General features: G+C 67.5%; 15 protein-coding genes. 5 read left to right on the top strand and 10 right to left on the bottom strand.

Annotated elements, in window-relative coordinates:
• Nucleotides 1–3: 3 nt before the first annotated feature.
• The 3 genes from AC1RJ9_RS11945 to AC1RJ9_RS11935 form a co-directional block, all read right to left on the bottom strand.
• Nucleotides 4–510, bottom strand: a complete 507-nt coding sequence (locus tag AC1RJ9_RS11945) for a hypothetical protein (RefSeq protein WP_492837104.1) — start codon at nt 508–510, stop codon at nt 4–6.
• A gap of 263 nt (nt 511–773) precedes the next feature.
• The gene (locus AC1RJ9_RS11940) at nt 774–2,717 is read right to left on the bottom strand and encodes a M61 family metallopeptidase (RefSeq protein WP_492837103.1); all 1,944 of its coding nucleotides are present in this window, start codon (nt 2,715–2,717) and stop codon (nt 774–776) included.
• Between the two features lie 198 nt (nt 2,718–2,915).
• The gene (locus AC1RJ9_RS11935; protein ID WP_492837102.1) at nt 2,916–3,779 is read right to left on the bottom strand and encodes a BON domain-containing protein; all 864 of its coding nucleotides are present in this window, start codon (nt 3,777–3,779) and stop codon (nt 2,916–2,918) included.
• Nucleotides 3,780–4,011: 232 nt separating this feature from the next.
• On the opposite strand from AC1RJ9_RS11935, the gene dnaG reads away from it, so the two are divergent.
• A complete protein-coding gene (gene dnaG / locus AC1RJ9_RS11930; RefSeq protein WP_492837101.1) occupies nt 4,012–5,940 on the top strand; it encodes a DNA primase in 1,929 nt (642 codons plus the stop codon).
• Between the two features lie 174 nt (nt 5,941–6,114).
• Here dnaG and AC1RJ9_RS11925 read toward each other — a convergent pair whose 3' ends face one another.
• The gene (locus AC1RJ9_RS11925; protein ID WP_492837234.1) at nt 6,115–6,399 is read right to left on the bottom strand and encodes a GIY-YIG nuclease family protein; all 285 of its coding nucleotides are present in this window, start codon (nt 6,397–6,399) and stop codon (nt 6,115–6,117) included.
• Nucleotides 6,400–6,892: 493 nt separating this feature from the next.
• On the opposite strand from AC1RJ9_RS11925, the gene rpoD reads away from it, so the two are divergent.
• Nucleotides 6,893–8,854 (top strand): RNA polymerase sigma factor RpoD, encoded by a 1,962-nt coding sequence (rpoD, locus tag AC1RJ9_RS11920; RefSeq protein WP_492837100.1) that lies wholly within the window; start codon nt 6,893–6,895, stop codon nt 8,852–8,854.
• A gap of 81 nt (nt 8,855–8,935) precedes the next feature.
• On the opposite strand, the gene AC1RJ9_RS11915 is transcribed toward rpoD, so the two are convergent.
• From AC1RJ9_RS11915 to AC1RJ9_RS11890, 6 genes are all read right to left on the bottom strand, one after another.
• Nucleotides 8,936–9,439: a VOC family protein gene (locus AC1RJ9_RS11915; protein ID WP_492837099.1), complete on the bottom strand. Its 504-nt coding sequence runs from the start codon at nt 9,437–9,439 to the stop codon at nt 8,936–8,938.
• 223 nt (nt 9,440–9,662) lie between these two features.
• Nucleotides 9,663–11,840, bottom strand: coding sequence for a hybrid sensor histidine kinase/response regulator (locus tag AC1RJ9_RS11910; protein ID WP_492837098.1), 2,178 nt, complete (start codon nt 11,838–11,840; stop codon nt 9,663–9,665).
• Nucleotides 11,841–11,897: 57 nt separating this feature from the next.
• Nucleotides 11,898–12,962, bottom strand: a complete 1,065-nt coding sequence (locus tag AC1RJ9_RS11905; protein ID WP_492837097.1) for an endo-1,4-beta-xylanase — start codon at nt 12,960–12,962, stop codon at nt 11,898–11,900.
• Nucleotides 12,963–13,025: 63 nt separating this feature from the next.
• Nucleotides 13,026–13,445, bottom strand: coding sequence for a flagellar export protein FliJ (locus AC1RJ9_RS11900; protein WP_492837096.1), 420 nt, complete (start codon nt 13,443–13,445; stop codon nt 13,026–13,028).
• Complete coding sequence (gene fliI / locus AC1RJ9_RS11895; protein WP_492837095.1) at nt 13,445–14,779, bottom strand: flagellar protein export ATPase FliI; 1,335 nt, start codon at nt 14,777–14,779, stop codon at nt 13,445–13,447. Before fliI ends, AC1RJ9_RS11900 begins: the two co-directional genes overlap by 1 nt.
• A gap of 56 nt (nt 14,780–14,835) precedes the next feature.
• Nucleotides 14,836–15,840 (bottom strand): alpha/beta hydrolase family protein, encoded by a 1,005-nt coding sequence (locus AC1RJ9_RS11890; protein WP_492837094.1) that lies wholly within the window; start codon nt 15,838–15,840, stop codon nt 14,836–14,838.
• A 222-nt stretch (nt 15,841–16,062) separates the two neighbouring features.
• Here AC1RJ9_RS11890 and AC1RJ9_RS11885 point away from each other — a divergent pair, with 222 nt between their 5' ends.
• The 3 genes from AC1RJ9_RS11885 to AC1RJ9_RS11875 are packed head-to-tail and all read left to right on the top strand — an operon-like array spanning nt 16,063 to nt 17,489.
• Nucleotides 16,063–16,359, top strand: a complete 297-nt coding sequence (locus tag AC1RJ9_RS11885; RefSeq protein ID WP_492837093.1) for a type II toxin-antitoxin system RelE/ParE family toxin — start codon at nt 16,063–16,065, stop codon at nt 16,357–16,359.
• Nucleotides 16,353–16,673, top strand: a complete 321-nt coding sequence (locus tag AC1RJ9_RS11880) for an addiction module antidote protein (protein WP_492837092.1) — start codon at nt 16,353–16,355, stop codon at nt 16,671–16,673. The genes AC1RJ9_RS11885 and AC1RJ9_RS11880 overlap by 7 nt, the downstream gene beginning before the upstream one ends.
• A gap of 39 nt (nt 16,674–16,712) precedes the next feature.
• On the top strand, nt 16,713–17,489 hold the full coding sequence (locus AC1RJ9_RS11875) for a LytTR family DNA-binding domain-containing protein (RefSeq protein ID WP_492837091.1): 777 nt from the start codon (nt 16,713–16,715) through the stop codon (nt 17,487–17,489).
• Nucleotides 17,490–17,695: the final 206 nt, after the last annotated feature.

Genomic DNA, 17,695 nt, shown 5'->3' with positions numbered 1-17,695 from the left:
CGGCTAGTGCAGGACCGCCGGGGCCGGCGCGACCGACGCGGCCTGCGTCTCGTCCATCCAGGCGGGCCAGGCCGTTGTCGGCCAGGCGCCCAGGAGGTACTGGTTGCGGACGATGCCCAGCCATTGGCGCAGGGCGTGGGTCGGCATCGGCAGGCGAGCCCGTGGAACATCGTCGTCGGACTTCAGGATCAGGGTGACGCCCTCCGGCCCGTGGACGATGTCGACGGTGATCAACCGCCACTCGGTCTCGGGCGAGGTCGCCTGCACCGGCGGCTGCGCGGCCAGCGACGCTTCGGCGGCCTGCTGGGCGAACTCCTGCAAGGCCTCGCCGCCGGCCGCGTCCTGCCGCTCCAGCCAGCCCGTCAACTGCGGCGCCAACAGGTTCATCAGCCGCTGGGTCAGCCATAGCACCAGGGTCCGCCCGTCCGCCGTCTCGCCCGACAGCCGGAGGCGATCCTCGGTGGCCACATATTCCGTGGTGACGCGCTGGAGTTCGGGCCAATCCTGCATGGACGACTGATATCGGGGTCATCCGCCGAGCGCCAAGACTCCAGACGTAAAAAAGGGCCCGTTTGGGAGAGGGGCACGGGCCCTTTTCGGTACGCGTTCAGAGGGATTGAACAGTCAGGAAGGTGGCACGGATGTCGGCTTCCCGCCCTTCCCCAAATCGTCGCAGGCTGCGAGCGGCTCGCAGCCTGCTGGCGAACTTCTCTTTCCTTCTACGCATTTTCTTCACGCGAACCGGCATCCACTTCGCTCGAAAATGCTTGGCCTTATTTGCGCGGCGTCAGGATGTCCCCGAGGCGGTCCGGCGCGCCGGCGATCCGCTCCAGGCGCGGGTAGCGCAGGCCGCCGCGATAGTCGATCTTGACCATCTTGTAGCGGCCGCTGTCCTTGATCAGCAGCTCGACCAGCTGGCCGTCCGGCTTGGCGGCGGCCTTGACGGCGGCCTTCAGCTTGTCGCCGTCGAACTGCTCGCCGTTGACCGCCACGACCGTGAGCCCTTGCGTCAAGCCGGCCTTGAACGCCGGGCCGCCCCACTGCACGTCGGTCAGCACGCCGTCCGCGCCCACCGTCAGGCCCAGCGAGTAGCTGAGCGGGGTGTTCTTGGCCTTGGTCTCGGCCGACTTCATGAACTCGGTGGGGGTGTCGGTATAGACGACCTTGTAGCCGCCGCGTTCGAAGCCATCGAGGGGACCCTTCTCCTGGACCTCCTGGATGCGGGTCTTGAGGAAGGTCGCCCAGTCATAGGCGTAGACGCCGTTCAGCGTGCTGACCACGTCGTCGAACGTATAGGTCTTCTCGCTGTACGAGCCGTTGTCGACGCCGAAGAAGGCCTTGGCGAAGTCGTCCAGCGACTTCTTGCCGCCGGTCTTCTCGCGGATCAGGGTGTCGGCGTCGAGCCAGACCAGCAGGCCTTCGGAATAGTAGTCCTCGCTGCGCTGCCAGGAGAGCCACGACAGCGGCTTGCGGTTGGCGATGATCGGGTCGTTGGTGGTGTCCTGCACGGGACGCCAGTCGCGGCCGCGGCGGTTGTCGTAGGCGGCGGCCGTGGCGGCCAGCGAGTCCATCGCCTGCTGCTTGGTCAGGAGGCCCGAGCGGGCGGCCAGGACATTGCCCCAGTACTGGGTCTGGCCCTCATAGACCCACATCATGCTGTCGCGCATCGGCACGTTCAGGTTCGGGGTCCACAGGTCGGCGGCGCGGCGGAACTTGCCGTTCCACGAGTGGGTGTATTCGTGGCTCAGCAGGTCGCGGCCGACGAAGTTCTTGTCCCACTCGTTGAAGTACTTCGGGGCGACGCGGTTTTCGCTGGAGCGATGGTGCTCCAGGCCGATGCCGCCCAGCTTGTCGGACATGGCGACCAGGAAATCGTAGTGGTCGTAGTGGTGCGAGCCGTAGAGCTTGTAGGCCTGCTGGACGAGATCCTTGTGGATCTGGATGTATTCCGGCTTGGCCTCGAGGTTCTCGGGGCTGTCGGCGATCAGGTTCAGGCGCACCGGGGCCGGGCCGGTCGGATCCAGCTCGATCGACTTGAAGTACTTGCCGGCCATCATCGGCGAGTCGACCAGGATCTCGACATTGGTCGGCTTGAAGGTCGTGACCTGGCCTTCGGTCTTGGCGGTTTCCAGGGCGGTGGCGAACTTCCAGCCTTCCGGCAGCTTGACGCTGGCCTCGATCGGGATCTGGCGGGTGTAGTAGCCGGCCGGATACATCGTCACCTGCAGCCATTGCAGGTTCAGCATCTCGGGCGTGACCTCGATGCGGCCGACCTTGCCCTCGACGGCGGTCAGGAACTGGTAGCTGATCTGCAGCTCGGTGACGCCGGCCGGAACGTCGACGTGGAAGGCGTGGACGCTGACCACGTCGCGGGTCCAGGGGATGCGCTTGCCGTTGGCGGTGACCACCAGGCCGGCCAGCTTGTCCAGGTCGTTGCGCGGCGAGTGGCCGCCCGGGACCCACTGCGGATACAGGAACACGAAGTCGCCGGCCTTGCTGACCGGCATGGTCGTGGTGACGTTCCAGATCTTGCGGTCAAGATCGGTGGCGTCGACGGCGACCTTCAGCGTGCCGGCGTAGGGCACATCCCGCGGAGCTTCGATCGGCGGGGTAGGCGGCGCGGACTCCGGCAGGGGAGAAGTCTGGGCCATGGCCGCCGTGGCGACCAGGGACAGGACGGAGACCGAGAAGAACAGCGCTTTCACGAAACACCCCAATGCGACGCGCGGGCGTGCTCCCGCGAAGAGAAGCCGGGATGTTTGTGGCGTTAACCCTCGCTTGTCGAGGGCAAGTTGGCCGGATGGGCAAGAACGTGGGTATGCGGCCCAATTTGCGTTTCGGCGCTGAAATCAAGCGTCGGAAGGGTAACGCGAAAAGGCGCTCCGCCCGTCGGTGACGGGCGGAGCTTCTGGCCCTTAACCCAGCGGCGACGGCGGAACGGTGGTCGCCGTTGTGTCGGTCCCGCGGTCGACCCGCAGGTTGTTCTGGACATTGTCGACGCCCGAGACGCTCTCGGCCAGGGCCTCGGCGCGTTTCTTGTCCTCGCGCGAGCGGACCGTGCCGGTGAGGGTGACGTCACTGTCGGAGACCGCGACCTCGATGCCGTTGGCGTCCAGCCAGCTGTCGTCGGTCAGGCGGTCGCTGACATCCTCGCGGATGCGCTCGTCCGAGCGGCGATAGCCCTTGGGGCCCCGCCCGCGATGGGCGCCGTCGGCCTCGCGGCGATGCAGGGCGTCCTGGTCGCCCATCCACGAGGACACTTCGTCGCGGGCGCGGTCGAACCAGGTGCGCTCCTCCTGGTGGGGCCGCTGGCCGCGCGGGCTGAACGAACGATAGGGGTTGTAGTCACGGCCATAGGCGCCCTCGCGGCCAGAACGATCGCGGTCGTGGCCATCGAAATAGCGCTCGTCGCCATAGTCGGGGGTGCGGCCGGAATAGCCGCTGGAGCCGTAGTCGCCGGTCGCGCCGCCGAAGTCGTGACCGCCCACGCGGCCATAGTCGCCCGGCGAGCGATAACCCGTCGCGCCGGCCCCGTAGTCGGCGCCCGAGCGCGTGCGGCCATAGCCGATATCGCCGCCCGCTTGCGCCGCGCGCAGGAACTCGCCGCCGTGGCGGCGCGGACCGCGCTCGACGCGATAGCCGCCTTCGTTGCGGTAAGAGGTGTCATAGGCCGGATCGCGACGTCGCGCGGCGTCGTAGCCATAGCCTTGCTGGCGGTCGAAATCACCGTCGGCTTCGACGTCGAAGCGGCCTTCGCGGTCATTCCACTTCTGGGGCATGGGTCTTCTCCGTGGCGGGCTTGGAAGCTGCGGGCGCGTCGAGGCGCCCCGGCTCTCCAAACGAAGAGGGCGGAGTCGATGTTCCTAAGGCCGAGCTTCAATCGGTTAATCTGTGGGTAACTTGTGAGGGACTCGCCATATTGGCTTGGACGGTCGCCCACGTCCGGTTCTGGCGAGACGGCTCGCCAGATAAGGTGTCGGGTTCAAGTCCGTGAAGTACCGCCCAGCCTCAATGCGTTTCGACGACCGCTTCCTCGAAGAACTGAAGTCCCGCCTTCGCCCGTCCGACGTCGTCGGCAAGACGGTGAAGCTGCGCCGGCAGGGGCGCGAATATGCGGGGCTGTCGCCGTTCACCAAGGAGAAGAGCCCGTCGTTCTTCGTCAATGACGAGAAGGGCTTCTATCACTGCTTCTCCAGCGGCAAGCACGGCGACATCATCAGCTTCCTGCAGGAGACCGAGCGGCTGACCTTCGCGGAGGCCGTCGAGCGGCTGGCGGCCGAGGCCGGCATGAGCCTGCCCGCCGTCGATCCGCACGCGGCCCGCGAGGAGCAGAAGCGCTCGTCGCTGGGCGACTGGATGGAGCTGGCCTCCGCCTGGTTCGAGGCCGAGCTGCGCCGCCCGGTGGGCCAGGCCGCCCGCGCCTATCTGGAAAAGCGCGGCCTGCCCGAGACCGAGTGGAGCCGCTTCCGCATCGGCTTCGCGCCCAACAGCCGCACGGGGCTGAAGGACTACCTGGTCGCCAAGGGCGCCAAGCCGGGCGATCTCGTGGACGCCGGCGTGCTGATTTCGCCCGAGGACGGCGGCCAGCCGTACGACCGCTTCCGCGACCGGATCATCTTCCCGATCACCGACAGCCGGGGGAAGGTGGTGTCGTTCGGCGGCCGGGCCATGGATCCCAACGCCCGCGCCAAATACCTGAACGGCCCCGAAACAGAACTCTTCCATAAGGGGCGGGTGCTCTACGGCCTGTTCGAGGCCCGCAAGATCCTGCACGACGGCCAGAGCGGCGGGGGCAAGCCGCCGATGGTGGTGGTCGAGGGCTATATGGACGTCATCGCCTGCCAGCGCGCCGGCGTGCCAGCCGTGGCGGCCATGGGCACGGCCCTGACCGAGGAGCAGATGGAGGGGCTGTGGCGCCTGCATCCGACGCCCACCCTCTGCTTCGACGGCGACAAGGCCGGCCAGCGCGCCGCCCACCGCGCCATCGACCGCGCCCTGCCGCTGCTGAAGCCCGGCCGCTCGTTCCTGTTCTCCATGCCGGTCGGCGGCAAGGATCCCGACGACATATTGCGCGATCAGGGGCCGGCGGCGCTGAAGGCCCAGCTCAGCGACACCAAGCCTTTCGTCCAGGCCCTGTTCGAGCGCGAGCGCGACGTCGAACCCTTCGACACCCCCGAGCAGCGCACCAACCTCAAGGTCCGCCTGCGCACCCTGGCGGCGACCATCGCCGACAAGGACCTGGCGCACGCCTATAAAGAGGAGCTGCTGGATCGCCTCGACGAGATGCGGGCGGCGCGACGGGTCAAGACCGACGCCAGCGACGCGGGCCGGCAGCTGTCGCGCCAACGCTGGGACAACACGCCCCGCAAGTTCGGCAAGCCCCGGATCGAGGGCTCCACGGCCGAGGGACGCGCGGCCGCCCAGGCCTTGCAGCACGCCCCCAAGCCGTTCTCGGCCGCTCTGCTGATCGCCGCCATCCGCGATCCCAAGGTCGTCGACGACCGCATCGAGGTCTTGATGAACCAGGGCCTGGGCGACGCGCGCCTGGACGGCATCGCCCACGAGCTTGTGAACCTGCGCATGGAGGTCGACCACGTCGAGACCGGCATGGTGCGCGGCCGCCTGGCCTCGATCGGCTACGACGCGGGGGTCCTGGCGCTGCTGGAGCGGTCGGCCGCCGGCGTCAAGGCGCTGGATGTCGCCCAAAGCGCCGCCCAGAACCCGGAAGAAGCCATCCGCGTCCTCTGGTCGCAGGCCTTCGACCTTTTGATCCGCCTGACGGCCCTGGAGCGCGCGGTCGACGACGCCAAGATCGATCTCGTCGATGACAGCGACTTCCAGACCCTGCTGCGCCTGAAGACCGAAAGGGACGCGGTCAAGCGCCTGATCGACAGCGGCGGATGGACCGATCCCGAGATGGTCTCTCAGGTCCTGCACTAGTTTTCCTGTCCCTATCCGGTCTCCCAACCCCGATTTCCCCGGCGAATGCCGGGGCCCAGATACATCCGGAACGGTTTGGGTGGACGCGCCTGCGACCTTGCCCAAGATCCAAAGGCTTGCGGGTTCGATCTGGGCCCCGGCGTTCGCCGGGGAGATCGGATTTTGGGATGGCCGTTAGCCCAGGAATTCCAAGGCGAGATTCCGCCAATCGGGATTGTTTTCCTCGATCACCATCAGCTTCCAAGACCTGCGCCATTCCTTCATCCGTCGCTCTCGGATCAGGGCGCTTTCACGTGTCTCATGCTGTTCGAACCAGACCAGCATCGTGCAGCCGTACCTGGCGGTGAACCCTCGTACGCGGCTTTGATGTTCGAATACGCGCCGGGCAAGATCGTCCGTGGAGCCGATATAGAGCGTACCGTTGCGGCGGCTGGCCATGATGTAGACGTAGAAGGCCATTTGCCATCGGTCCGGCGTTTGAACTCCACCATAAATTGAAATATTGGTGTGGAGCATCCGGAAATTGGAACTTCCTATGCCAAAACCCGTGCATCCCATCTTGACACCGGCGTCACCCAAAGCCATTTGCCGACTCAAGGATTTGCCAAGCAGCTGATTGACATCGCTCGGGCCGCCGTTGCGCGCGCCCTCATCGAAACAGGATGTCACCCTCGCCGCGGCCCCAGGTCCCCAGCGGTCGCCGACCCGATCAGGGAAAGCGTCAGGCCGCGTCCACGCCGTATGGTCTCCGCCGGGTCTCTCGCGGAGCGCTTGTACATGGCGTATCCGGACGCGCTTGGCGAATTCTGACGGGAACGTGATCCTTGGGAAAGCGCTGACTCAGAACCCTGACCTATTGGGGGAAGCGCGCGACGGGCAGGCGACTCCTTTTCGATACGGATTTTTTCGGCGCCGCTCTTGCACGACGGCGGTGTCGATTTCGGAGAGCTTGATGAGCAACAATTCCTCGGCCGAGACGGAAGCGCCCGAAACCAACGGCGGCGACGGCCCTCTGCTCGACCTGACCGACGCCGGCGTAAAGAAGTTCATCAAGCAGGCCAAGGCCCGCGGCTACGTCACGATGGACGAGCTGAACAAGGTGCTGCCGTCCGAGGAAGTCAGCCCCGACGCCATCGAAGACACCCTCGCCATGCTGAGCGAGATGGGCGTCAACGTGGTCGAGGCCGAAGAAGACGCCGAGGGCTCGGAAGGCGGCGAAGTCGCCACCCGCGACGAGAACACCACGGTCATCACCAGCGAGAAGCCGGCCGCCTACGACCGCACCGACGACCCCGTGCGGATGTATCTGCGCGAAATGGGTTCGGTCGAGCTGCTGTCGCGCGAGGGCGAAATCGCCATCGCCAAGCGCATCGAGGCCGGCCGCGACACCATGATCCGCGGCCTGTGCGAGTCGGCCCTGACCTTCGAAGCCATCATGGTGTGGCGCGAGGAACTGGGCACGGGCCGCATCCTGCTGCGTGAAGTCATCGATCTGGAAGGCACCTACGCCGCCATCAACGGCGTCGCCGCCCAGCCGGCCGCGGACGAGGAAGAAGCCGAACCGGCCGAGCCCGTCGACCAGGAAGCCGGCGCCGAACCCAAGCCCGAGGGCGAAGGCGACGACGACGACGATTTCGACGACGGCGCCGGCCCGACCGTCAGCGCCATGGAAGGCGAGCTGCGCGAAGGCGTCATGGCCATCCTGGACGCCATCGCCAGCGAGTTCGAAAGCTTCCGCAAGCTGCAGGACAAGCTGGTCGGCAGCCGCCTGAAGGGCGAGGACCTGACCGACGCCGATCGCAAGGCTTACGAAGGCCTGTCGCAGACGATCATCCAGCACCTCAAGACGCTGAAGCTGAACAACAACCGCATCGAGGCGCTGGTCGAGCAGCTCTATGCGATCAACAAGCGTCTGATCGGCCTGGAAGGTCGCCTGCTGCGCCTGGCCGACAGCTACGGCATCAGCCGTGGCGAGTTCCTGAAGGCCTATTTCGGCTCGGAGCTGAACCCGACCTGGTCGGATCAGGTCAAGGCCATGGGCGTGCGCTGGACCAAGTTCGTCGAGAACGACAGCCAGTCGGTCCTCGACATCCGGGGCGAGATCGCCGCCCTGGCCACCGAGACCGGCGTGCCGATCGACGACTATCGCCGCATCGTCCAGACGGTCCAGAAGGGCGAGCGCGAAGCCCGCCAGGCCAAGAAGGAAATGGTCGAGGCCAATCTGCGTCTCGTGATCTCGATCGCCAAGAAGTACACCAACCGCGGCCTGCAGTTCCTGGACCTGATCCAGGAAGGCAATATCGGCCTGATGAAGGCCGTCGATAAGTTCGAATATCGGCGCGGCTACAAGTTCTCGACCTACGCCACCTGGTGGATCCGTCAGGCCATCACCCGCTCGATCGCCGACCAGGCGCGGACCATCCGCATCCCGGTCCACATGATCGAGACGATCAACAAGATCGTCCGCACCAGCCGCCAGATGCTGCACGAGATCGGCCGCGAGCCGACCCCGGAAGAGCTGGCCGAAAAGCTGGCCATGCCGCTGGAAAAGGTCCGCAAGGTCCTGAAGATCGCCAAGGAGCCGATCTCGCTCGAAACGCCGATCGGCGACGAGGAAGACAGCCACCTGGGCGACTTCATCGAGGACAAGAACGCCATCCTGCCGATCGACGCGGCCATCCAGAGCAACCTGCGGGAAACCACCACCCGCGTGCTGGCCTCGCTGACGCCGCGGGAAGAGCGGGTTCTGCGGATGCGCTTCGGCATCGGCATGAACACCGACCACACCCTGGAAGAAGTCGGCCAGCAGTTCTCGGTCACCCGCGAACGCATCCGCCAGATCGAAGCCAAGGCCCTGCGCAAGCTGAAGCACCCCTCGCGGTCGCGGAAGCTGCGGAGCTTCCTGGACTCGTAGGAGTCCGGTTCAGCCCGAAAACAAAAGACGCCCCGGTCGCGAAGGCCGGGGCGTTTTTCGTTCTCGCGGGGGAGCAGCCCGTCAGGCGTTTTCGAGGGTTCGCGCCTGGGGCTGGTGGTCGTCGAGGGCCATGTTCGGGTCGGCCATCTGGGTCACCGCCTTGGCGAAGCCGAGATATTCGGCGGCGAAGGTCGGTGGCAGCAGCTCGACCAGCCAGGTGTTCTCGATCCACACCTCGACCACGCGGAAGTGGCCGCCGCGATCGCAGATGAAGGCGTCCCAGCCCTTGGCCTTGGCGCGGGCCAGAGCCTCGTCCTGGGGCAGGTCGATGCTCAGCGCGAAGTGGGTGGGCGAGCGGCCGAAGGCCTCGGGCTGGCGCAGGAAGATCGCCCCCGGCTCTCCGTTGGGGATCATGACGCTGCCGGCGGGATAGATCTCGATGGCGGTGCCCCGGCCGTCGGCCTTGAACACCATGCAGCTGCCGGGGTTGGGCGGGAAGTCGACGACGACGCCACCCATGATGTCGGCGAAGAACTGGCCCACGCCTTGAGGATCGGCGGCGGCGACGGACAGATGATGGATCATTTCGTTTCCCTTGGTCGAGGCGCGGCCGATCCCGTGGCGCGCGACGACCGCCGCGCGCGGGATTTAAGCTCGCATTTTGCTGTTCACTGATCGGCGTTACGCGCCGAGGCCGCGCGATGTACGGGTGGGCCGGGTAAGTCTCAACTTACAAGACCGTCATGAAGCCGATTTAACCTTGAGCTGGACTACCCCGAACCTCGCGTAACCTTGGCGAGCGTGACGGTTAAGGGTTAGACGCGGCCGGCGCGCCCGTCTCGGCGTTGGCGACGGACGGGGCCGTGGATGAGACGAGGCGATGGAACTCAGGCGCTCTGGCGTCGCCCCGCTCGGCGTGGTCGGCGGTCTCTGACCGGCCTTCCAGCGCCCGGGCGACGGCCGCGAACAGCTCCTCGCGGCGGATTGGCTTGGGCACGTGGCCGTTCATGCCGGCGGCGTGGCAGCGGGCGATCTGCTCGGGCAGGACATCGGCGCTGAGCGCGATGATCGGGACGCCGGCCACCGGGCCGGGCAGGGCGCGGATGGCGCGCGTGGCGGTCAGGCCGTCCATCCCTGGCATGTGCACGTCCATCAGGACGAGATCGAAGCCGCCGGCCGTGACCGCCTCCAGCGCCTGGGCGCCGTCGCCGGCGGTGGTCACCTCGCAGCCGGCCAGGGTCAGCAGGGCCATGCCCAGTTCGCGGTTCATCGGATGGTCGTCGACCAGCAGCACGCGGGCGGCGCGCGCCGGCGCGGCCTCCGGCGTGGTGCAGCAGCCAGCCGCCTGGGCGGCGGGGCCGCAGGGACCGGCGGTCAGGGTGATCCAGAAGCGGGCGCCATGGTTCAACTGGCTCTCGACGCCGATCTCGCCGTCCATGGCGCTGACCAGGGCCTTGCTGATCGCCAGGCCCAGGCCCGTGCCGCCATAGCTGCGGCTGATCGAACTGTCGGCCTGGGAGAAGCGCTGGAAGAGCCTGGCCTGAACCTCGGGGGCGATGCCGATGCCGGTGTCGGTGATCTCGAAGCGAAGGGCGCCGGGGGCGGGGCCGGCGGTCAGGCGGGCGACCACGCCGCCTTCGCGCGTGAATTTCACGGCGTTGGCCAGGAGGTTCAGCAGCACTTGGCGCAGGCGGGTTTCGTCGAGGGCCACGGGCGCGTCGACATCGCCCTCGAACATCGCCCGCAGATAAAGGCCCTTGGCGGCCGCCTCGGGGGCGATGATGTCCGCGGCGTCGCGCAGCAGGGCGGCGGGCGAGACGGGCGTCAGGGTCAGGTCCAGGCGGCCGGCCTCGACCTTGGCGAAGTCCAGCAGGTCGCCGACGATCTCGGCCAGGGAGCGGCCGGCGCGGCTGACCAGATCCAGGCGGCGACGGCTCTCGACCGACAGGGTGGGATCGTCGGCCACCAGCGCGGCGAAGCCCAGGATGCTGTTCAGCGGCGTGCGGATCTCGTGGCTGATGGTGGCCACGAAGTCGGACTTGGCGCGGTTGGCGGCCTGGGCCTTGGCCTTGGCGGCGCGAGCGACGGCGGTCCGGCGGACCAGCAGGGCCTGAAGGCGGGCTTGGCGCCCCAGGGCCAGGGCCGAGACCAGGCCGACGGCGTAGAGCACGATGTGGAAGATCAGGGCGTGGCGCAGCGGGCCCAGCGCCGCATTGATGTCCGCGCCGGTCCGAAAGAGCACGGCCGGGATCGCCACGGCCATCGAGCCGGTCACCGCGATCGCCACGGCGCGCGGTCCGCCCCGGAAGGCGGCCAGCAGGACCGGGGCGAACAGCATCACCCTGTATCCGCCGTCGATGGCGAAGATGACGGCCGAGGTCGCGACGACCAGGAACTGGGTCGCGACGCCTTCCAGCGGCCGGACCTTGAAGCCTTCGCGATGGCGGCGATCCATCAGGATCAGGACGACGGGCAGGGCGATGGCCGCGCCCAGAACGTTCGAGGCGGTCCACTCGCTCCAATTTTGGAAGAACGGCCGGGCCCGGCTGGCCATCAGCAGGCCGTTGACCAGGGTCGAGCCGATGGCGGTCAGGATCGAGGCGGAGGCGATCACCATCAGCAGGCCGCGCGCGTCGCGGACCCTGGAGGGCACGCGCATCGCCCGCATCAGGGCCGCGATGGCGATGGTCTGGGGCGCGTCCAGCACCGAGACGATCGCCACGAAGCGCCAGGGCACGCCCAGCGCCAGCTCCAGCCCGATGTGCACCAGCGTGGAGGCGATCAGGAAGTCGATCGCCTGGCGGCGCGGCAGCACCATGAGGGCCGCGATCGCCACCGCGTTGGCGGTCCAGAGCGTTGGCACGTTGCGCAGGAAGCTGGCGAGGAACAGGCTGTAGGCCATGGCCGCCGCATAGGCGCAGAGCAGGGCGAAGGGCTTGGCCCAGTCGTTCAGCCCCTCGATTGTCCGTGGTCTGATGGTAGTCACCTATCCCCCTGGGCGCTCCACGTCCCGGACTATGCGCGACAAAAGGTCGGTGTTTGGTTAAGCTGGGCGCGAGAACGCGTCTGCCAGGGCGCGGGCGGTGGGCTTGGCCTGGCCGGCGTCGTCGAACAGCAGCGGCTGGTCCGTGGGACGCTGGCCCGACGGACCGCGCAGCCAGGTTTCGCTGTCGCGCAGGCCCCAGACGGTGAAGGCGAAGCGCTGGCGCTCGGGCAGGGCCACGAAGGCCTCGGCGATCTCGGCGTATTTGGCGATCTGGCGCTTCACCCGGTCGCCGGGCAGGGCGGGGACGAAGCGGTCGCCCAGCGAGATGTCCAGCTCCGACAGGTGGATCGGCAGGCCGAAGCTGGCCAGGTCCTTGAGCGCTGCGCCGACCGCGCCGGCCGGCAGGTCGTAGTCGATATGGGTCTGGGTCCCCAGGCCGTCCAACGGCGCGCCGCGCTTCAGCAGGCGCTCGACCAGCCGCATGAAGGTGGCGCGTTTGTTGGGCTTCAGCTCGAGATGATAGTCGTTGATGAACAGCACCGCCGCCGGATCGGCCTCGCGGGCGTGCTCCAGGGCGCGGATGATGTGGTCGTCCAGGCCCAGGTTGCGCGACCACAGGCTCTCGCGCAGGCGCTCGCCGTCGTCGGTGATCGGCTCGTTGACCACGTCCCAGCTGCGGGCCTGGCCCTTGTAGCGGCCGACGACCGCCAGGATGTAGTTGCGATAGGCGTTGGCGAAGACAGCGCCCTTGCCGTCCAGCTTCTTGAAGGGCTCGGGCTCGCCGGCGTACCAGACGAGCGTGTGGCCGTGCAGGGCCATGTCGCGCGCCTTGGCGAACAGGGCGATGCTGTCGGGGCGGTCGAACTGGAAGCCGCCATCCTCGCGCAGGATGTACTCCATCTTCATCTCCCACTCGGCGGTGAGTTGGGAGAACTGCTCGGCCAGCAGGTCGGCGTAGTCCGGCTCCTGCAGCCAGCGTTCCTGCACGCAGCAGCCGATCGGGAAGCGCGTCAGGCTCTTGAGCGGCGAGATCGGCGGCGGGGCCGGCTGACTCTTGGCCCCCTGACCGCAGGCCGAGAGAGCCAGCGCCGAAGCGATCGCTGAGCGGCGGGTCAGCCGCATCGCGGAATCTTGGTTGGAGCGCGATCTCATCGCAAGGCCGTCCCCACTTTTGCGGATCGCGCTCTAGCGGACGCCCATGGCGGCGCGGCGGATGCTCACTTCGTCCATCTGGGCGGCTTCGTAGGCGCCCAGCTTCTTGGCGGCCAGGATCTTGGCCTGTTCGGCGACGTGCTCGTACTTCTTGAGGTTCTCGAAGGCCTCGGAGAGAGCGTCGCGGGCGCCGATCTCTTCCTGCCGGCACTGCTCGATCTGGACCAGCATGTCGGCCTTGCGGCGCTTGTGGCCCTCGCGGTAGCCGATCATGTACCAGCCGGCGCTGGCGTCACCCTCGGCGCTCTTGGCCTCGGCTTCGGCTTCGGCGTCCATCATGGCGATACGCAGCTCGGCCGCCATGCGGCGTTCCGTGATGTCGGCGAGGCGTTTTTGCAGCGTCTCGACCTCGTGGTTCGAGATGCGGATCAGCGAGGCGGCCCACTTGGTCATCAGTACTCACTCGCCAGGATCTGCCCCAGATGACTGAAAGAGTCGTCCAGAGACGTTGCTTCTTCCTTATCTTGGCTAAGGAAAGCCTCGATCGCGGGATTTAAACGGATCGCGCGGTCGACCACGGGGTCGGCCCCGGCGCGATAGGCGCCGATGCGGATCAGTTCTTCCATGTTGGCGTAGGCGGACATCACCTGGCGCGCGCTCTTGACGATCTCGCGCTCGTGCGGGTGCTGGCAGCCCGGCATGGTCCGGCTGATCGACTTCAACACGTTGATGGCCGGGAAGCGGCCGCGCTCGGCGATGGCCCGCTCCATGACGATGTGGCCGTCCAGGATACCGCGCGTGGCGTCGGCGATCGGTTCGTTGTGGTCATCGCCGTCGACGAGGACGGTGAACAGCGCGGTTATGGGCGCGGCGGTGGTGCCGTCGGCGCGGATCGGGCCAGGACCGGCGCGCTCGAGCAGCTTGGGCAGCTCGGTGAAGACGGTGGGCGTATAGCCCTTGGTGGTCGGAGGCTCGCCGGCGGCCAGGCCGATCTCGCGCTGGGCCATGGCGAAGCGGGTCACCGAGTCCATCAGGCACAGGACTTCCTGGTCCTGGTCGCGCAGATATTCGCTGATCGCCAGGGTCATGTAGGCGGCCTGACGGCGAGTCAGGGCCGGTTCGTCCGAGGTGGCGACCACCACGACGGCCCGCTTCAGGCCCTCCTCGCCAAGGGTCTCCTCGACGAACTCGCGGACCTCGCGGCCCCGCTCGCCGATCAGGCCGACGACGACGGCGTCGCAGGTGGCCTCCTTGGCCAGCATCGACAGCAGCACCGACTTGCCGACGCCCGAGCCGGCGAAGATGCCCAGGCGCTGGCCGCGGCAGGTGGTGGTGAAGACGTTCATCGAGCGCACGCCCAGGTCCAGGCGCTCGCCCACCCGCCCGCGGGCGTGGGCCGGCGGGGGCGGAGTCTTCAGCGGATAGGGGACTTCGCCCTGGGGCAGGGGCCCGAGGCCGTCGATCGGCTCGCCGAAGGCGTTGATGATGCGGCCCAGCCAGGCCTTGGTCGGGCGGACCACCGCGCCTTCCGGCATGAAGCGGATCTCCGCGCCGGGCCCCACGCCCTCGACCGGACCGAACGGCATCAGCAGGGCGCGGGTCTCGCGGAAGCCGACCACCTCGGCCGGAAGGGGTTTCTGACCGGGGCGCTCGATCTCGACGCGGGCTCCCACCGTCAGCCGGGTCAGGCCGCCGCGAACCTCGATCAGCAGACCGTTCACGGCCGCCACGCGCCCATAGATGGTCAGCGGATCGATACGTTCGACGGCGGCGATGAGGCTACGCAAGACGGCTCCTAAACAGCACGCGCAGACTCCGCCATCGTGGTTAACCGGGTGTGAAGTCAGCCCTTCGGAAGCGGCTTGGCCGGTGCGACCAATTGGTCGGTGAAGAACCGGGTGACCGCCGTGTTGAACGTCCGGTGGAAGGCGCGGCGGTCGAAGCCCGGCGCGCTCTCGCACAGCGCCTGGCTCGCGCCTTGCGGAGCGGTGTCGCAGGGCGTGAGGAAGTCGAAGTGCCGGGCGCCCTCGACGACGTGATAGTCGTGGGGACGGCCGAGGTCGCGATGCACCGCCTCGGCATAGTCGTCGCCGGGCAGGATCTCGTCGTCGGCGGCCTTCCACAGCTGGATCGGGGCCTTGATCCCCGTCAGTCCGTTCTTGCCGAACGTGAAGCCCAGAGCCGGGGCGGCCGAGACCACGGCCTTGATCCGGACGTCGTGGACCCAACTGGCGGTCAGGGCGTCGGCCGGGATCGGATGGCTGGCGGTCAGCTTGCAGTCGAAGTTCCCCGGATGGGCCAGGCAGTGGCCGGGCATCCTGGAAAGGTCCGGCTCGCCGCCCGCCGCCGCCAGCACCGTGAAGCCGCCCGACGAGAAGCCGAACGCGCCGACCTTGTTCGGATCGATTTTCGCCTTCAGCGGCGAGCTCTCCAGCATCCAGCCGATCAGGGCCGACAGCGCCGCCGGACGGTCGGCCATGGCGGTGGCGCGGCTCTGGTCCTTGTAGTTGTCGCCGGGGTGGGTGAGGGCGGCGACCACGAAGCCCGCCTCCGCCAGCGCCTGGGCGGTGTCGGCGTGGCCGCCGAAGAAGCCGCCATTGCCGTGCGACATGACGATCAGCGGCAGGTGCTCGCCGACGATCGGCGCGCCGGCCGCGACCGTATGGCCCCAGGAGCCCAAGGCCATGAAGGCGGGCGTGGCGTCGGTGGGATACCAGACCCCGACCTCGACTGGCGGTCCGTCGGGGCGGGGCTCGTGCAGCACCATGAACCCGGCGTTGGCGGCGATCGCCTGGGACGAGGCGGCGGCCGTCAGCAGGACGGCGAACAGGAAAGTACGGAACGACATGGCGGCCCTTCAGCGAATGACGATGAGGTCGCTGTGATGGCCGGCGCCCCGCCTCGCCAGGGCGTTTGCGCGAATGGGCGAACGGGTTCGCGGGCGGGCGGATGGGTTGAGGTTCGCATATCGCCAGTTGCGGCCGCCTCTACGATGTTCTCATATTGTTCCTGCGTGAGCGAATGCGCCGCGCCGAGCGCTCTTGCGTTTTGTATCTACATGGATACGATAATGATCGAGGTTCTTGAGACCGATGAGTTCAAGGCCTGGCTTTCTGGCCTGAGGGACAGGCAAGCCCTGCTGGCCATCGGCGTGCGATTGGCCCGCCTGGCCCGTGGGCTGCTCGGTGATCATCGACCGGTGGGCGACGGCGTTAGTGAGTTACGGATTCACTTCGGACCTGGTTATCGAATCTACCTGGTTCAACGCGGAGATGTCCTGATCGTGCTGCTTCATGGCGGCGACAAGAGTTCACAGGGCCGGGATATCGAGAAGGCAAAAGCAATCGCAAGGAGCCTCGAATGGTGATGCTTACCCGTTTCGATCCCGTCGAGATGATCACGGACGCCGAGGCCGTCGTCGCATTCCTGGCCGACGCCTTCGACACCGGCGACGCCGACTACATTCAACACGTCCTCGGCCTGATCGCCCGCTCCAAAGGCATGGCCGAGGTCGCCGAGAAGGCTGGGTTGGGTCGGGAGAGCCTCTACAAGGCCTTGAAGGACGGCGCCTCGCCGCGGTTCGACACGATCTTGCGGGTGATCCACGCGCTGGGTTTGAAGCTGGCCCTGGTCGATGCGACCGCAGCGAGCCGCGACCAGGATGCCGAAGCGGCCGCCTAGGGAGTGGCGATCCCGCATGGCGTCGCTCTATAGGAGGGCATGGCCATACGCCCTTCCGACCCGCCGCTGCTGGGGACCGCCCGTCAATGGGCGGTCGACCTTGTCGTCGCCCTGGCGGTCGGGCTGCTGCTGGGGCTGATGGGGCCGTACGGTAGCTTCTTCAATGACAGTCCGGCGCTTCGGATCGCTTACTGGATCGTCAGCATCATGGTCGGCATGGTGCTGTTTGGCTGCCTCACGCGCGTGTCCGTGGTGCTGGCCGAACGCATGCGCGCGCCGGACTGGACGGTGATCCCGGTCGTTGTCCTGGTCGGCAGCGCGATCCAGGGCCCTCTGTCCAGAGCCGCCGCCATCGCCATCTGGCCCCACCTGGAGCGCGCCGTGCCGCCGTTGGAGTGGTACGGCCAGTGCGTGGCGACCACAACCCCGATCGTCATCGCCTACTATTTCCTCCGCGTCCGGGCGCGGGAGGCGAGGCCCGCGCCTCTTACCGCCGTCGAGGCCACGATCCCCGCCGTCGATCCGGGCGCGGTGCTCTATCTGAGGATGGAGGACCACTATGTCCGGATCCGCACCGAACACGGCTCGCGGCTGGAGATGGGGCCGCTGGCGCGGGTGACGGCGGGCCTCATCGGCGTTGAGGGACTTCAGACCCATCGCTCGTGGTGGGTCGCCCGGCGGGCGATCGCGGGCGTCGAGCGCGACGGCCGCAACCTGCGCCTGCGGCTGGTCGACGGCGAAACCGCCCCTGTCAGCCGCGCTTCGGTCGCCAAGCTGCGGGCCGCCGGCTGGCTGGCCGAGGAAAATTCACTCTAAAGGCTGCGGCAGGGCGTCGCGGGCCTCCCCGATCGTCGAGCCGTCGCCCCGCTTCTTTCGCCGGGGACGCACTCAAGGCGTGAGCATGGCGTGCAAATTTTCGCGGCGGAACGTCGCAATCTCGCCTCAAAGGCGAACGCCGGTCGGGTGGGTCTTAACCGCATAACGCTGTTTGGATCGTTGCGAGCGCACGGATTTTAGGGATT

Source organism: Caulobacter sp. GW822-FHT07D08 (assembly GCF_058798735.1).
Note: the sequence above shows the minus strand (reverse complement) of the source record. Positions and strands in the feature narration are given on the sequence as shown.

Coding starts and splice junctions, on each gene's coding strand:
- AC1RJ9_RS11900 (WP_492837096.1), bottom strand. CDS start 13,445: ATGACCAAGTGGGCCGCCTCGCTGATCCGCATCTCGAACCACGAGGTC.
- dnaG (WP_492837101.1), top strand. CDS start 4,012: ATGCGTTTCGACGACCGCTTCCTCGAAGAACTGAAGTCCCGCCTTCGC.
- AC1RJ9_RS11945 (WP_492837104.1), bottom strand. CDS start 510: ATGCAGGATTGGCCCGAACTCCAGCGCGTCACCACGGAATATGTGGCC.
- AC1RJ9_RS11890 (WP_492837094.1), bottom strand. CDS start 15,840: ATGTCGTTCCGTACTTTCCTGTTCGCCGTCCTGCTGACGGCCGCCGCC.
- AC1RJ9_RS11935 (WP_492837102.1), bottom strand. CDS start 3,779: ATGCCCCAGAAGTGGAATGACCGCGAAGGCCGCTTCGACGTCGAAGCC.
- rpoD (WP_492837100.1), top strand. CDS start 6,893: ATGAGCAACAATTCCTCGGCCGAGACGGAAGCGCCCGAAACCAACGGC.
- AC1RJ9_RS11915 (WP_492837099.1), bottom strand. CDS start 9,439: ATGATCCATCATCTGTCCGTCGCCGCCGCCGATCCTCAAGGCGTGGGC.
- AC1RJ9_RS11925 (WP_492837234.1), bottom strand. CDS start 6,399: ATGGCCTTCTACGTCTACATCATGGCCAGCCGCCGCAACGGTACGCTC.
- AC1RJ9_RS11905 (WP_492837097.1), bottom strand. CDS start 12,962: ATGCGGCTGACCCGCCGCTCAGCGATCGCTTCGGCGCTGGCTCTCTCG.
- AC1RJ9_RS11880 (WP_492837092.1), top strand. CDS start 16,353: ATGGTGATGCTTACCCGTTTCGATCCCGTCGAGATGATCACGGACGCC.
- AC1RJ9_RS11875 (WP_492837091.1), top strand. CDS start 16,713: ATGGCCATACGCCCTTCCGACCCGCCGCTGCTGGGGACCGCCCGTCAA.
- AC1RJ9_RS11885 (WP_492837093.1), top strand. CDS start 16,063: ATGATCGAGGTTCTTGAGACCGATGAGTTCAAGGCCTGGCTTTCTGGC.